Here is a 14,579-nt window from a genome sequence, read left to right as displayed (position 1 = left end):
TTTCTGTTCTTATACCCCTTGTCGTATGATTTATTCCTTGCAAAGCCTGAGGGTGGTTTTTGCCCTGTGTATCTTTTTTCATCATCTCGATCTGTTTGAGGCCGGAGGCTCGTGCGGTGTTTCGTTCTTTCTGGTGCTGAGCGGATTTGTGCTGGCTGCCGGATATGGAGAACGGGCGGTGCAGCCGGATTTCTCCTGGAAGGCTTATATGCAGAAACGCATGGTTCGATTGTTACCTGTGCACTGGCTCACACTGCTGTTGGCTTTGTGGGTGCATGGTGTGCTGCGCGGTGAACAGCTTTCTGCCGGTCCGTTGGTTGCCAACGCCCTGTTGTTGCAAAGCTGGTTTCCGTGGTACGGTTATTTCTTTTCGGGGAATGCCGTGTCGTGGTATCTCTCCGATCTGATGTTCTTCTATGCCGTCTTTCCTTTGCTGATGAAAGGGTGGGGCAGAGTGCATCGCAAATACTGGCTATGGGGTGGTGGCGGTTTGCTCCTGATGGTGCTTTACGGCTTGTTTCAGACCCGCCTGCCGGAACTTTATGGCAACCAGCTGTTGTATATCCATCCGCTGTTCCGATTGCTGGATTTCGGGCTGGGAATACTTTGTTATCGTATTTACAGTCGTTTGCGTCACCGTAGTCTGTCTTCCTTGCAGACTACCTGTTTGGAGGGAGCGGCCTTGCTGTCGATGGTAGTTGCCTGTCTGCTGTATTCTTGGGTACCGCTGAATGCCACTTATGCCCTTCTTTTTTGGATACCTTCGGCCTGGGTCGTGCTGGCTTTTGCTCTGGGAGAGCAGCATGGAGGACGGATTTCTGCTTTCCTTCGTCACAAGGCGTGGCAGAAACCGGCAGCATGGAGTTTTAGCTTCTATATGGTTCATCTGCTTTGTATCCGGATGGTGGATGCCTGGATGCCGGGAATACATGGCGGCATGCGCATCGGAGTGACTTTTCTTTTCAGTGCGCTGCTGGCGGTGTTGCTTTATGAGTTTTTTGAGCGCCCTGTGTCGGCTTATTTACGGCAACGCTTGCAGAAAGCACCGAAAAAATGAATGGGCTTGCCGACAGATGTCTATAAATGCCTATCTTTGCAAATATAAAATGTATAGACTATGAATGTTCAGATAGAAACTAGTTGGAAAGAGAAACTGGCTGATGAGTTTGAAAAGCCTTATTTCAAGGAACTGACAGATTTTGTCCGTCAGGAGTATAAAACTCAGGTGTGTTACCCTCCGGGAGGATTGATCTTCAATGCCTTTAATCTTTGTCCTTTCGATCAGGTGAAGGTGGTCATTATCGGTCAGGATCCTTATCACGGTCCGGGACAGGCGCACGGCCTTTGTTTTTCGGTGAATGACGGAATTCCTTTTCCGCCCTCTCTCCAGAATATCTTTAAGGAGATACAGGCAGACTTGGGCAAGGAAGTGCCTGCAACGGGAAACCTGACGCGCTGGGCTCAGCAGGGTGTGCTTTTGCTGAACGCTACGCTGACGGTGCGTGCTCATCAGGCTGCCTCACATCAGCGACATGGCTGGGAGGAATTTACAGATGCCGTAATCCGCAAGTTGTCGCAGGAGCGCGATCATCTGGTGTTTATCCTTTGGGGAGCTTATGCGCAGAAGAAGGGAGCGGTGATTGACCGCGAGCGCCATCTGGTGCTGACTTCGGCTCACCCCTCTCCGCTGTCGGCTTATCACGGCTTCTTCGGTAATAAGCACTTCAGTCTGACAAACGCTTATCTGGAACAATATGGTAAAACCCCGATAAATTGGTAAAAGGTATGAAAAGAAATGAGATTCCCATGATACAGATCGATGATACGATCATTTCCATGGATTGCCTGAGCGAGAAATTCTGTTGTGATCTGGAAGCCTGCAAGGGAGCCTGCTGTATCGAAGGTGATGCCGGCGCACCGGTAGAACTGGACGAAGTGGCCGAACTGGAAGAGGCATTGCCGAAGGTGTGGCATGAACTCTCGGCCTCGGCACAGGCGGTTATCGACCGTCAGGGAGTGGTATATACGGATCGTGACGGTGACTTGGTGACCAGTATTGTCAACGGTAAGGACTGTGTGTTTACTTGTTACGACGACAAAGGAAACTGTTTCTGTGCTTTGGAAAAGGCTTATCGGGAGGGACGTTCCAATTTCTACAAACCGGCATCCTGCCATTTGTATCCTATCCGTCTGAAGAAAATCGGCGATATGACCGCTCTGAACTATCATCGCTGGGATGTCTGCCGTATGGCTGTGGAGAAGGGCAAGCAGCTGAATCTTCCGGTCTACCGTTTTCTGAAAGAGCCTTTGATTCTTCGTTTTGGCGAAGCCTGGTACGAAGAACTGGAAAAAGCTGTGGAAGAACTGAAAGAGCAGGGGTATCTGCAAGACTAGGATAAAGAAAAGTCTAAAGGTAAAGTATATAAAAAGAGCAACTGGGATTTGCCCCGGTTGCTCTTTTCTTTAAATCTCTTTTCGAGTTATTTCGTTTAAGGTACCAGAACCTTCTGGTTGTTTACAATGTAAACGCCTTTCTGCACATGGAAAGTCTTGTTTCCGTCTACAGTGCCCTTATATAAGGTTGTACCGTTGATATTTACAATCTGTACGTCTGTAGCCTTTCCGGTACTGATCATAATCTTGTTTTCACTTGTATTGATTTCCAAAGAATGGTCTATTGTGCTTTCAATGTTAGTAGTGTTGTCTTTCTGGTATACACGAATCCAGTCAACGTCCATTCGATATGTGTGATTAATGTCAGCAGGTTGAGCCCATGAGCCGTTTCCTACGGACTGGTTCAGAATCAGATAGAATTCCTTGTCAAAAGGCCATTGTCCTTTGGAAAGCGCGTCATTGTTGGTACTTTTTGCATAGCTGCCTACCTTGACACCATCCACATACCAGGTCAATAACTTATCGTTCCACTCAAAGCCATAAGTATGATAACGGTCCATACTCAGATTCTTGCTGAAAGAAGAAGTGGGATTGTTCTTGTTTCCCAGATTATAGGTCCAGTTAGAGTGAACGGTGTGATAAGACTTGTTTTCGGTATCAATCTGCTCGAAGATATCAATCTCACCGCAGTTCGGCCAACCGGCACTCTGATCCTGTGGCATCATCCATATAGCAGGAAAGTTACCTTTATAACCGTTGGTCTTGGCTCTACACTCCACCTTACCATACTTGAAACTGAACTTATTCTGGCTTTCCAGAGCTCCGGTAAGCATATCCACGTTGTCGGTAGATTTGTCTTCATTAGGAATTGCTTTCAAAACCAGCTGTCCGTCTTCAATGTATGCTACGGCGATGCTGTCGCTGATAAAGCGGTTCCAGGTGGCATTCTGACGTTTACTTACTCCCCACTTGCTGGCATCGGCACGCTCTCCATTCTTTCCGTCAAACTCATCGTTGAAGATCATTTTGTAAGCGGCGCCGTCCTTAGCTTTGAAATTTGCAGTAATCTCCACATTACCATAGACAGGAACAGAGATTGTTTGTCCCAAATTTACTTCATCAACCTGAAGGGTATCTGCAAACCACTGCTGGTTGCCACGAATGTACTGTGGCCCATCGAAATTCAATCCGCTACGAATGTAGATGGGTTCGCTCAGTACATAATCTTCAGTGACCGGAGTTGGAACCACATTCAGCACCTTTTCAGAAGTAAGCTTGTAGGGCAATGCGCTGTTGCTTGTTCCGTAGATATTACCGTTGAGGGTGTTGAGCTTTACGGTTTTTTCTCCGTTGCTGATGTTGATGAGGAAGTCAACAACGTAACCGCCGTTTGCATCAAGTTTGTTGGTCTCTCCGTATTGTCCCTTGGGGTCAATGTTATTCCAGTCTATTTTCAGACGGGCACGGTAGACACCATCCGGAATGAATTCCGGGATGGTGACTGCAGGAAATGTGATTGTATTGTTGGTTTCTCCAGTTCCTTTCTTTACTCCGTCGCTGTTATAACCGTCGTAGTAGGAAAAACTTAACAGCTCACTGCCGAAAGTAGGTCTGTGATCGCTTCCTATTTCTGTGGTAAAGATTCCGTCATTGTTGAAGTCGATGTAGAAATAACCATGCATCGGTCCGCCGGTAGTATAGTTGACAGAGGGAGTGATTGTTTCTCCCTGTTTGGTTATGGCCACATCCGAAAGCCGGTTCTGATACACGGTCTTGGGAGTCTTTGACATGTTGCTTGTAAAAGAACAGCCTTCATTACCGGTCAGAGACACAGAGTTCAACGTTCTGTCTGTTCTCGTGATAATCAGATCTTTCTCGAAATTTACTTCATATTCTCCGGTTTCGGTGCCGCTGGTTGTACTCTTGAAATGACCCAGAATATGCAGGTCACCATCAACCAGACTTGCCGGAATGGTCAAGGTGCCGTCCTCTTTAACAGCATATCCCGGAATGCGGATAGTGGTATATTGAGGAGTTCCGTGAACCAGACTGTCACCGGTGAGATTATATCCATGAGTCAATGTGATACCGTCAGGAATGAAACCGTTAGACGGAACCATCTTGATGGTCAGCGGTTCTCCGAACTTCACTTCAGAGCCGGCCAGTTGTGAGCCGTCGGCTGCATAGACGTCACCGTTCTGATATTGTGTCGTTACATTGACCTTGTCCTTGTGGATATTTAAGCGCACATCGGTAATGTTACCGCCGTTGGCAATGATACCGTTTGTTGTGGTTGTGCGGCCTCCCGGATCTGCATTACCCCAGTCGACTTTGAAGCGCAGACGATAGAATCCCGGTTTCAGATCTTCAGGAATCTTGAATGCCGGTGTCTGCATGGTGTTACGGTTGTTGCCTGATACCGGTTCGCCCTTATAATTGAATCCAGATTCGTTTTCAACGGTTTCAATGTAATAGTAAGATACCAAATCACTATTCTCCGGTGCGGTATAGTCTTCGTTCAACTGCCAATAGAAGTCTCCGTCCTGTCCTTTATCCAGATAGACATAACCATTCATCCAGCTACCGCTGAAGTTTATTTTCGGTGTTACTGTTTCGCCGGCTTTTGCGACGAATGACTTCTCGAGTAATGGACGGTAGATGGTTTGCGGAGTAGCGCTTCCCACGTTGATGGTCTGTTCTCCAGCTGTCGGTGAGGTCAGAGCCACACTGTTTACATAATAGTTGTTCTTGCTGGAAACTGCATCCTCTTCAATATTCAGTGGGTAGTCACCGATCTTGATGCGTGGAGTGGACTCATCGTTTACCTCGATCTCGTCGATATAAACCAGAAAATCCTCTTTAAGGTCGTGTGTAGACTCACAGTCGGGCACCACTACGAGGCTATGAATATCGATACCGCCGTTTCCTTTGATGGCAAACACAGCATCATTCCAGATGCCCGGTTCGATAGTTCGTGATGAGAGCGCCCAGCACTGTTCTGTTTCCGGACTTTGTCCGGCTCTGTCCTGACGTTTACCCAAACCGATGAGCAATACGCGTCCCGGCTTATCCTTTTTGATCATGACATGTACATACTTGGTCGTCGTTGTCAGTTCAAAAGGAGTGTTCAGGTCTATGCGTGCTCCAAACTGATTACTTCCGTAGCGTGAGCGCTGTACCATGAGTACTTTAGCCGAAGCATTACCTTCTTCTGTTACATCCGGGTTGTCAATGACAGCTACATTTCCCTTGAGCAGTGGATTGGCACCGTTTTGTGAGCGGAAGGGCGATTCGTCCCAGGAATCATAAACGCCAATGCTTTTGTAGGTTGCTTGTCCGTCATTTCCTTCGAAGCTGATTCTGTCTTGTGCCCAACCGTAAGCCGGAAGAGTCAGTGCAAGCAGACTGGTTATATAGAGTTTGTTTTTCTTCATTTTTGAATGATTTGAATGATTTGTCATGGTTGATTAGAAAACAGATACTGTATGCAACAGCGGACAGGCCTTACTGTCGTTGATGGTGATTCGGATAGCCTTTACGCTATATCCGTTGCCATATTCTGTTGTGCTGCCGTTAAGAGGAATAATTCTCTTGTAGCCTACAGTGGTGCATTGGTCTGTGGCACGAGGGGTCCAGTTTGTTCCATCTTGGCTGGTTTCTATCGTGAACGATTTGATTCTCTGTCCCTTTTTGATGTATTCCATCAATGCCACATAGTGAACTGTTTTCGGAGCGTCCCAAGAAAGGGTAATCGTAGATTCGATGACATCATCATCTGTAGCCCAATAAGTGTCTTTATCGTTGTCGTTAAGGTTTGTGGCTACGTAAGTTCTTTTTGCTCCAGCCTTTCTTGTTTCTGATGCTTCGATTTTAGCGTCGAGGGCCAGGTCCGTGCCAAGTCTTTCCTTCAGGAGCTGTCCCAGTTCTTTCATACGGGTCACTGTTGCCTTGGGCAGCTCACCGCTCTGGTCGGGCGGGAAGTTCAGAATCAGGGTTGCGTTGCGTCCTACTGTTTCCAGGTAGAACTTGAACAATTCATTCAGAGAGCGTGGTGATTCGCCGGCGTGCCAGAACCAACCCATATTGGTACCTTTGGCATCTGATTCGCCCGGGAACCATCTCCAACCGTTCTCGTTACCGTTCTCGTTAGGTCCTCTTGCAGGTTTGTATTCCGGTGACCAGTTGGTTACGCCGGCCCATCCGGCTTCGTTTCCGATCCAGCGTGCTTCATCGCCCACGCCCCACATCACGCAGTTAGGCTGCATTTTGTGAATGGAGTCAGCCAGATTTGGCACATCGTAATAAGTGCTGGCATCAATATTTCGCACTTCATTGGCACCGCCATAGTAACCGTCGCCGCCATTGGCACCGTCGAACCACATTTCGAACTGGTCGTGACCATATTCTGCCAACTCGGAGGCCTGCTTCAGGAATACTTCTTTTACGTATGTGTCTTTACCGTAATGAGCGCTGTTTCTATCCCATGGAGAAATATAGAATCCATATTTCATACCCAGCTTTTCACTGGCTTCTGCATAAGCTTTTGGCACATTGACTTCGAAACTGAGGCCACAGTTGTTGGCATTATGTTCGGTTGTTTTGGTTGGCCACAGGCAGAATCCGTCATGGTGTTTCACTACGGCGATACCGCCTTTCATGCCGGCATCTTTTGCTGCCTGAACCCATTGTTCGCAGTTCGGGTGTTTGGGTGGGCGGAATGTGCTCAGTGATTCGTTTCCGTAGCCCCATTCCTTTCCGGTGTAGGTATTCATACCGTAGTGGAAGAAGGCATAGAATTCGGTCTCCTGCCAGGCTAATTGTCGGGCAGACGGTACGGGGAATACGGGAGCCGGTTCGTTGTCTGGGTTTTCTAATGTTTGGCTGATCAGGTTTCCTTGAGCCATGGTCTCTAAAGAAAAACTGGAAAGAGCCAACATTAATAATGATGAATAGATCTTTCTCATGAGATTTTTTTTAGGTTATTGTATAAAAAACTATTTAGTTAGCTTCTCGGAAAAGCTAAGGGTTCGTTTTTCGGGTATTTTTATTAATTGCTTAAGAGTGGACTAAGATACGACAAAAAAAGAAAAAAGAATAGTTTCTTGGAGTTAAAAAAGGTTCTCTTCCGGACAATAAAAAAGCTGCTCCCGTAGAATCACTTCTAAAGAGCAGCCAAGAAAATATTTATAAGAATTGAATGATAGTATTTCTATTTGATTATGCGTCTATATTGGCATAAGTTGCATTCTGTTCGATGAATTCGCGTCGTGGTCCTACATCTTCGCCCATGAGCATGGAGAATACGTAATCGGCACTTGCGGCATCATCTATGGTAACCTGCTTCAGGAGGCGGGTTTCCGGATTCATGGTGGTTTCCCACAACTGTTCTGCGTTCATCTCACCCAAACCTTTGTAGCGCTGGGTGGTGATGCCCTGTTCCGAACCGTTGTTGTAAGTCTTCATGAAGCGCAGACGGTCGGCTTCGGTATAGCAGTATTCCTCGATCTTGCCTTTGCGGCATCTGTAGAGCGGAGGTGTTGCGATAAACAAGTGTCCGTTCTGAATCAGTTCCGGCATATAGCGATAGAAGAGAGTCATCAGCAGGGTGTCGATGTGTGAACCATCGACATCGGCATCGGTCATGATGATAATCTTGTGATATCTCAGTTTATCATAATTGGCCTCTTTGCTGTCTTCTCCCAGGCCGAAGCGTACGCCCAATGCCTGAATGATATTGTTCACCTCTTCGTGTTCAAAGGCCTTGTGCCACATCACGCGTTCCACGTTGAAAATCTTACCGCGGATAGGCAGGATTGCCTGATACTGACGGCTGCGTCCCTGTTTTGCCGATCCACCGGCAGAATCACCCTCCACGATGAAGAGCTCGCAGTTTGCAGCATCCTTATCCGAGCAGTCGGCCAGTTTTCCCGGCAGTCCGCCACCCGACATCGGGCTCTTGCGCTGTACGCTTTCGCGTGCCTTGCGTGCGGCTACACGTGCCGTAGCGGCCAGAATCACTTTATCTACGATCTGTTTGGCTTCCTTAGGATGTTCTTCCAGATAATTGGCCAGTGCTTCGCCTACAGCCTGTTGAACGGCTCCGGCCACTTCGCTGTTACCCAATTTCGTTTTGGTCTGTCCCTCGAACTGAGGCTCGGCCACTTTGATTGAAATCACTGCGGTGAGTCCTTCGCGGAAGTCTTCTCCAGAGATCTCCACCTTGTTCTTTTCCAGTTTCTCCAGATCCTTGGCGCACTGCTCCTCGGCATATTTTTTCAGCGTACGGGTCAGGGCGGTGCGGAAACCGGCCAGATGGGTACCTCCCTCTATTGTGTTGATATTATTGACGTAAGAGTGGATATTTTCGGTATATCCCGTGTTATACATCACTGCCACTTCGATGGGAACTCCCTGCTTTTCAGTGTTCAGATAAATCACATCGTTGAACAGATGGATACGGCTTGAGTCAATATATCGAACAAATTCTTTCAGTCCGTTTTTAGAATAGAATATTTCCTGACGTGGGTTGCCTTCCTCATCCTTCTCACGCATGTCGGTGAGGGTGATGGTGATTCCGGCGTTCAGGAATGCCAGTTCGCGCATTCTGTTGGCCAGAACCTCGTACTTATAGGTTGTGGTGATGAAGATGCTTCCGTCGGGCCAGAACTGCTGGCGTGTACCGCGCTTGTCTGTAGTGCCTACTACCTTTACCGGATAGAGAGGCTTACCGCAGGCATATTCCTGCTGATAGATTTTGCCGTCGCGGAATACTTGTGACAACATCTTGGTGGACAATGCGTTTACGCAGGATACACCCACTCCGTGCAGACCACCGGAAACCTTATAGGAACCTTTGTCGAACTTACCACCGGCATGAAGCACTGTCATCACCACTTCGAGGGCAGACTTGTGTTCTTTCTCGTGCATATCCACCGGAATACCTCGTCCGTTATCCTGCACGGTGATAGAATTATCTTCATTGATGGTCACTTCAATATGAGTACAGTAGCCAGCAAGAGCTTCATCAATGGAGTTGTCAACGGTCTCGTAAACCAGATGATGCAATCCCTTTTCACCGATATCACCGATGTACATGGCCGGACGCTTACGCACGGCTTCCAGTCCTTCGAGGACCTGTATGCTGCTCGCCGAATAACTTCCGGCACTGATCTGTTCTTCTTCTGACATACTATTACTTATTCTATTTAACGCACAAATATACAAAAAAAAAGAATATCGAACTATTTTTTTTTCTTAATTATCGTTGTAATATGCCGTCGCTGTTTCAGGTTCGGCTCCGGGGCTGGGGGAGTGCCCGTTGGGAAAAGGGCAAAAAAAAGAGACCTCATTGGGTCTCTTTCTTTATTTCTTTAATCAGGATTAAGCCAATTTGCTGATATAAGCAGCGAGCTTAGATTTCAAGTTAGCAGCCTTATTCTTGTGAATAACGTTGATCTTTGCCAACTTGTCCAAAGACTTCTGTACGCTTGGATACATCGCGATAGCAGCTTCCTTATCCTTGGTTGCGCGCAACTTGCGAACAGCGTTACGCATTGTCTTAGCGTAGTATCTGTTGTGGAGTCTTCTTTTTTCCTCCTGACGGATTCTTTTTACTGATGATTTATGATTTGCCATCTCAATTCTTAAAATATATTCATTTAACTTTGTAGTCCCTAGGAGAGTCGAACTCCTCTTTAGAGAATGAAAATCTCTCGTCCTAACCGATAGACGAAGGGACCGTGGTGTTTTGAACTTTTTGAGTTCTTGTTACCGAGGTTTGTTTCTCGATTGCGATGCAAAGGTACGACTTATTTTTGAATCTCCAAACTTTTCCGCAAAAAAAATGCGTTTTTTTTCGAAAAAAATTCGTTTTGCCCTTTTTTATTGCTTTTTTTGCTCAAAAATGCCTTGTTTTCTCTATTTTTGCCACCATATTTAAAACAGAACTTTTATGTACGAAAAAAGTAGGGCTATCGTTCTCCGGATCCATAAATTGGACGATGAAAAGCGAATTGCCGAGGTTTACACCGAGTGCAGGGGCTTCTTGTCGTTCCGGATTTCTCAGGGAGGCGGAAAAAGGTCGAAGATGAAGAGCACGTATTTTCTTCCGCTGAACCTTCTGGAGCTGGAGTATGACTATAGAGAGCGTTTTCCGTTGCAGACCATCAATGAACTGTCTTTGCTGTCGTCCATGCAGATGAGCAGCTTCAATCCGTATAAATCGGCCATTATTTTATTCCTTTCCGAATTTCTGGTCCATATATTAAGAAAGGAACCCAAGAATGAGGAACTCTTCACGTTTCTGGTAGATTCTTTTGAATGGCTGGAACGGAGTGATACGGATTTTCCGAGCTTTCATCTGGCGCTGGTCACCCAGATCACCCGTTTTTTGGGAATTCCGCCTTTTATGGATTCCTATGTGCCGGGATATTATTTCGACATGCAGGAATCTTCGTTTGTAGAGATGCCTCCGGTGCACGGTGTGTTTCTTGCACCAGAGTATGCCACTTTGCTGGCGGCCATGTATCGGGTGCCTTATGAGGACATGCATCTGCTGGAATTGTCGCGGCAGGACAGGCGTGAATATCTCAAAATCCTTATTCATTATTATCAGTTGCATTTTCCGGGCTTTACGGACATGAAGTCTCTGACGGTGCTTTCTGATTTGTTTGAATAAGCCCGGCCGCTTTTTCCCGGTCTGCGGAAACGCCTTGCAGAGGGCTTGCCGCTGTGATGCGCGGCAGAATGAGGGCAAGCGCTTCCTTGTGGCGGCAAGAAAAAAACATTTCGATGAAATGGAAAATTCATTTCGATGTTTTTGGAAAAACATCAGGAACTTTTTTTAAAAGAAAAAAGGAAGAGTCTGGCGTAACACCAAACTCTTCCTTTTTTATATGCTTTATCGGGCCGGATTTCCGGCGCAGAGGCATCTTTTGGTCTTGCTTAGGCAAGCAGTTCCTTAACGATGCTGCTGATGGCCTTGCCGTCGGCTTTTCCAGCCAGACTTTTTGTGGCCACACCCATTACCTTACCTATATCCTTCGGGCTGCTGGCTCCGGTTTCCTCGATAATCTTCTTGATTTCGGCCTTCAGTTCCTCTTCGGAAAGAGGCTTGGGCAGATATTCTTCGATAACTGCCACCTGAGCCAGTTCCTCATTAGCCAGGTCTTCGCGGTTCTGGCTTACGTAGAGGGCTGCAGTGTCTTTACCCTGTTTGGTCAGTTTAGACAGAATCTTCAGAGCGGCTTCGTCTGTGAGTTCGTCATTGGCTCCCGGAGCGGTCTTGGCTTCCAGGAACAGTTTCTTCACGTTGCGCAGAGCCTCCAGGCGTACTTTGTCCTTGGCCTTCATTGCGGCAACGATATCTTTGCTGATTTGTTCAAATAGTGCCATAGTTTATTGAAATATGATTGTATTGCTTGGTTGACTGGTTGTTTCCGGTTCGTTTTCCACGACGGTCTGTGCCAGGTTGTGTGCTGTCTTCGACTTGATTTCTTCAAGCTGCTCCTTGTTGCGGATGTAGGTAGGCATTTCGTCCACCATGGTGATGATGTTGTCGTTGTCCAGATCATCCTTCTTGAAGATAAACACGTTGTGACGCTTTCTGGTGGCAGTCTGGTTTCTTCCCGGATAGTATTGGTCACGGCGGATACCCTTCTGGATTTCCTCGTTCTCCTTTTCTTCATCATTCTCGCGCGGCTTTTTCTTCTTCTGCTCCAGTTCCGGAATATTTTCCAGACCGAATCCGGTTGCCAATACGGTGATCTTGACTTTCTTCTCCAGTGTATCATCGGTAGCCACACCCCATTTGGTTTCCACGTCTTCGCCGAACTTGGTCATGAAGTCGTTGATTTCGTTCATTTCCTCCATGGTGAGCTGATCCTGATCCTTGGCGCAGAAAGTGATGCTGAGCAATACCTTCTTGGAGTTGAAGATATCATCGTTGTTGAGCAGCGGAGAGTGCAATGCCTCGTCGATGGCATGCTTCACACGGTTTTCTCCCTCGCCGTAACCGGTACTCATGATGGCCACACCACCGTCCTTCAGTACGGTAGTAACATCCTGGAAGTCCAGGTTGATGATACCATGCACGGTAATGATTTCGGCAATACTCTTGGCTGCGATAGAGAGAGTATCGTCCGCTTTGGCAAAAGCGTTCAGCAGAGACAGCTCCGGATAGATTTCGCGCAGACGCTCGTTGTTGATGACCAGAAGTGCATCCACGTGCTTGGAGATTTCCTCCACACCGTCGAGTGCCTGGTCAATCTTCTTGTTTCCTTCAAACAGGAACGGGATGGTAACGATACCTACTGTCAGGATGCCCATGTCCTTGGCGCACTGGGCAATCACCGGAGCGGCACCCGTACCGGTTCCGCCACCCATACCGGCGGTAACGAATACCATGCGGGTTCCGTCGTCGAGCATTTTTCTGATCTCCTCGATGTTGTCCAAGGCTGCCTGACGGCCTCTTTCCGGTCGGTTTCCTGCTCCGAGACCTGCGCCCAACTGCAGTCGGGTAGGTACAGGAGAGTCGCTCAGAGCCTTTTTATCGGTGTTACAAACCACGAATGTAACATCGTGGATGCCTTGTTTATACATGTGGTTTACAGCGTTACCGCCTCCACCGCCAACGCCGACCACTTTGATGATGCTGGAACTGTCCGTTTTTACGTTGAACTGGATTCCGCTTTCGTCATTCATATTCTTGTTCTCTTCTGTCATGGCTGTATCAGTTTTAGTCGATGTTACTCTTCAGTTTCAGTAAACATCTTGGTAAGTTTAGAGATTTTGCTTTTCAGCGATTTCATAAAGCCCCCTTTATTCTTGTCCTCTTCTTCCTCTTCCTCATCATCCTCTTTCTTGGAGGTTTCATTCTGTTGCTTTGAGGCTTTTTCGGTCTGAGCGGCAAGTTCTTCCTGTCTCTTCTGCTCTTCCAGAATCTGACGTTTTCTTTCTTCCTCTTCCTCCTGCTTTCTGCGTCTGTTTTCCTCTTCCTCCAGACGCATTCTTTCAATCTCGTTAGGGTCAACGTCCGTGCAGTCGCATTCGCCGCAGGCCAGCAGAGATATCAGGGTGTTGGAATTCATCTCCTGAATGACATTCGCGTAATTGCCCGGCTTGATCATGGTCTGCAGAGATTTGGCAAACTTGATCTTGTCCGACTTGGTCTTATGACTGATTGCCTTTTCGATATTCGGGATGTTGGCGGCTCCACCGGTGATGACAATGCCCGAAAGCAGTTTGTCGGCATATCCGCTTTGCTGGATCTGTTCCCACACGTTGGCAATGATTTCCTCCATACGTGCTTCGGTGATTTCCTGCAGGACATCTTCGGCGATGGTTGTGCCCGGGTCGAACGATAACGGAATGTGGCGCACCACTTCGCGGGACATGTCCGAGAAGGCGGTGCCGTATTTGATTTTCAGCTCTTCGGCCTCTTCCTCTTCCACCTGCTTGCTGCAGATGTCCAGAGTCAGGTTATTGCCTCCCAGTGGAATGACAGACAGATAGCGGAGGATGTTGTTCTTATAGATTGACACGGTGGTGGTTTCTGCACCGAAGTCAACCAATGCACAGCCGGAGCGCTTTTCATTGTCGGTCAGAATATTGTCGGACAGTGCCAGAGGAGCGATATACATATCAATAATCTGGACACCTACGGCATCGAAACATTTCTGGATATTCTCCTTGACGGAAGAACGGATGACGATGTTCAGGAAGCGGCCTTCAATCTGATTGCTCAGGATGCCGACCGGTTCGGTAACGTAGTTTGTGCCGATGCGGTATTCCTGGGATTTTACATCCAGAATCACCTTGTCGGGATAATTGATATTATAGTTTGAGTCTCTCAGAGAGTCGATAATATCGTTGGAGATGACTACCTTGGTGGCCATCTGCTTGGACGCAGAATTGCGGATGGTGCAAAGTGACTGGCCTGCGATACCTACATAAGCCTTGTTGATGTAGACATTCAGGTCCTCGCGCAGCTGGATAAAGATACCGTTCAGCGCCTGGATGGTTTTGTCGAGGTTGTAGATTACTCCCTTGCGGATGCAGTTCTTGGATTTGCGCTCCACCACATCCAGAATCTGGAGCGAACCATCCACATCCTTTCTGCCCGCGATGCCACGAATTGATGACGAGCCGAGCTCTATTGCTACAATTATGTCTTTATCTGTTGCCAT

The 14,579-nt window shown here is 47.5% G+C and carries 11 protein-coding genes and 1 tRNA gene; 4 read left to right on the top strand and 8 right to left on the bottom strand.

Going from position 1 to position 14,579, the window contains the following annotated elements; genetic code table 11:
• Positions 1 to 25: 25 nt before the first annotated feature.
• From DXA74_RS07050 to DXA74_RS07040, 3 genes are read left to right on the top strand one after another with little or no spacing between them, the layout of a single operon-like run.
• Complete coding sequence (locus DXA74_RS07050) at positions 26 to 1,057, top strand: acyltransferase (RefSeq protein WP_118526142.1); 1,032 nt, start codon at positions 26 to 28, stop codon at positions 1,055 to 1,057.
• A 60-nt stretch (positions 1,058 to 1,117) separates the two neighbouring features.
• Entirely contained in the window at positions 1,118 to 1,780 is a 663-nt protein-coding gene (gene ung / locus DXA74_RS07045) for a uracil-DNA glycosylase (protein WP_118526140.1), read from the top strand.
• Positions 1,781 to 1,806: 26 nt separating this feature from the next.
• On the top strand, positions 1,807 to 2,394 hold the full coding sequence (locus DXA74_RS07040) for a DUF3109 family protein (protein WP_199666122.1): 588 nt from the start codon (positions 1,807 to 1,809) through the stop codon (positions 2,392 to 2,394).
• A 95-nt stretch (positions 2,395 to 2,489) separates the two neighbouring features.
• On the opposite strand, the gene DXA74_RS07035 is transcribed toward DXA74_RS07040, so the two are convergent.
• The 5 genes from DXA74_RS07035 to DXA74_RS16320 all read right to left on the bottom strand — a co-directional run bounded on the left by DXA74_RS07035 (position 2,490) and on the right by DXA74_RS16320 (position 10,133).
• Positions 2,490 to 5,828, bottom strand: a complete 3,339-nt coding sequence (locus tag DXA74_RS07035; RefSeq protein ID WP_158576034.1) for a glycoside hydrolase family 16 protein — start codon at positions 5,826 to 5,828, stop codon at positions 2,490 to 2,492.
• 33 nt (positions 5,829 to 5,861) lie between these two features.
• Positions 5,862 to 7,358, bottom strand: coding sequence for an alpha-L-fucosidase (locus DXA74_RS07030; RefSeq protein WP_118526136.1), 1,497 nt, complete (start codon positions 7,356 to 7,358; stop codon positions 5,862 to 5,864).
• 253 nt (positions 7,359 to 7,611) lie between these two features.
• Positions 7,612 to 9,582 (bottom strand): DNA topoisomerase (ATP-hydrolyzing) subunit B, encoded by a 1,971-nt coding sequence (gene gyrB, locus DXA74_RS07025; RefSeq protein WP_118526134.1) that lies wholly within the window; start codon positions 9,580 to 9,582, stop codon positions 7,612 to 7,614.
• A gap of 192 nt (positions 9,583 to 9,774) precedes the next feature.
• Positions 9,775 to 10,029 carry a 30S ribosomal protein S20 gene (gene rpsT, locus DXA74_RS07020; RefSeq protein ID WP_118526132.1) on the bottom strand — a complete coding sequence of 85 codons (255 nt, stop codon included), beginning with the start codon at positions 10,027 to 10,029 and terminating at the stop codon, positions 9,775 to 9,777.
• Between the two features lie 32 nt (positions 10,030 to 10,061).
• Positions 10,062 to 10,133, bottom strand: a tRNA-Glu gene (locus tag DXA74_RS16320).
• Positions 10,134 to 10,345: 212 nt separating this feature from the next.
• Here DXA74_RS16320 and DXA74_RS07015 point away from each other — a divergent pair.
• Positions 10,346 to 11,071: a DNA repair protein RecO gene (locus DXA74_RS07015; RefSeq protein WP_118526130.1), complete on the top strand. Its 726-nt coding sequence runs from the start codon at positions 10,346 to 10,348 to the stop codon at positions 11,069 to 11,071.
• A 266-nt stretch (positions 11,072 to 11,337) separates the two neighbouring features.
• On the opposite strand, the gene DXA74_RS07010 is transcribed toward DXA74_RS07015, so the two are convergent.
• Genes DXA74_RS07010 through ftsA form a run of 3 tightly spaced genes read right to left on the bottom strand, consistent with a single transcriptional unit; the run spans position 11,338 to position 14,579 of the window.
• Entirely contained in the window at positions 11,338 to 11,787 is a 450-nt protein-coding gene (locus tag DXA74_RS07010; RefSeq protein ID WP_118526128.1) for a GatB/YqeY domain-containing protein, read from the bottom strand.
• Positions 11,788 to 11,790: 3 nt separating this feature from the next.
• Positions 11,791 to 13,095 carry a cell division protein FtsZ gene (gene ftsZ, locus DXA74_RS07005; protein ID WP_118526219.1) on the bottom strand — a complete coding sequence of 435 codons (1,305 nt, stop codon included), beginning with the start codon at positions 13,093 to 13,095 and terminating at the stop codon, positions 11,791 to 11,793.
• A gap of 44 nt (positions 13,096 to 13,139) precedes the next feature.
• On the bottom strand, positions 13,140 to 14,579 hold the full coding sequence (gene ftsA / locus DXA74_RS07000) for a cell division protein FtsA (protein WP_118526126.1): 1,440 nt from the start codon (positions 14,577 to 14,579) through the stop codon (positions 13,140 to 13,142).

Source organism: Bacteroides sp. OF04-15BH, assembly GCF_003477995.1.
In the GTDB taxonomy this organism is placed as follows: Bacteria; Bacteroidota; Bacteroidia; order Bacteroidales; family Bacteroidaceae; genus Paraprevotella.
Note: the sequence above shows the minus strand (reverse complement) of the source record. Positions and strands in the feature narration are given on the sequence as shown.

What these genes read in the sequence shown, in the direction of transcription:
- DXA74_RS07050 (WP_118526142.1), top strand. Translation starts at nt 26, where the DNA reads ATGATTTATTCCTTGCAAAGCCTGAGGGTGGTTTTTGCCCTGTGTATC.
- ung (WP_118526140.1), top strand. Translation starts at nt 1,118, where the DNA reads ATGAATGTTCAGATAGAAACTAGTTGGAAAGAGAAACTGGCTGATGAG.
- DXA74_RS07040 (WP_199666122.1), top strand. Translation starts at nt 1,807, where the DNA reads ATGATACAGATCGATGATACGATCATTTCCATGGATTGCCTGAGCGAG.
- DXA74_RS07035 (WP_158576034.1), bottom strand. Translation starts at nt 5,828, where the DNA reads ATGAAGAAAAACAAACTCTATATAACCAGTCTGCTTGCACTGACTCTT.
- DXA74_RS07030 (WP_118526136.1), bottom strand. Translation starts at nt 7,358, where the DNA reads ATGAGAAAGATCTATTCATCATTATTAATGTTGGCTCTTTCCAGTTTT.
- gyrB (WP_118526134.1), bottom strand. Translation starts at nt 9,582, where the DNA reads ATGTCAGAAGAAGAACAGATCAGTGCCGGAAGTTATTCGGCGAGCAGC.
- rpsT (WP_118526132.1), bottom strand. Translation starts at nt 10,029, where the DNA reads ATGGCAAATCATAAATCATCAGTAAAAAGAATCCGTCAGGAGGAAAAA.
- DXA74_RS07015 (WP_118526130.1), top strand. Translation starts at nt 10,346, where the DNA reads ATGTACGAAAAAAGTAGGGCTATCGTTCTCCGGATCCATAAATTGGAC.
- DXA74_RS07010 (WP_118526128.1), bottom strand. Translation starts at nt 11,787, where the DNA reads ATGGCACTATTTGAACAAATCAGCAAAGATATCGTTGCCGCAATGAAG.
- ftsZ (WP_118526219.1), bottom strand. Translation starts at nt 13,095, where the DNA reads ATGAATGACGAAAGCGGAATCCAGTTCAACGTAAAAACGGACAGTTCC.
- ftsA (WP_118526126.1), bottom strand. Translation starts at nt 14,579, where the DNA reads ATGGCAACAGATAAAGACATAATTGTAGCAATAGAGCTCGGCTCGTCA.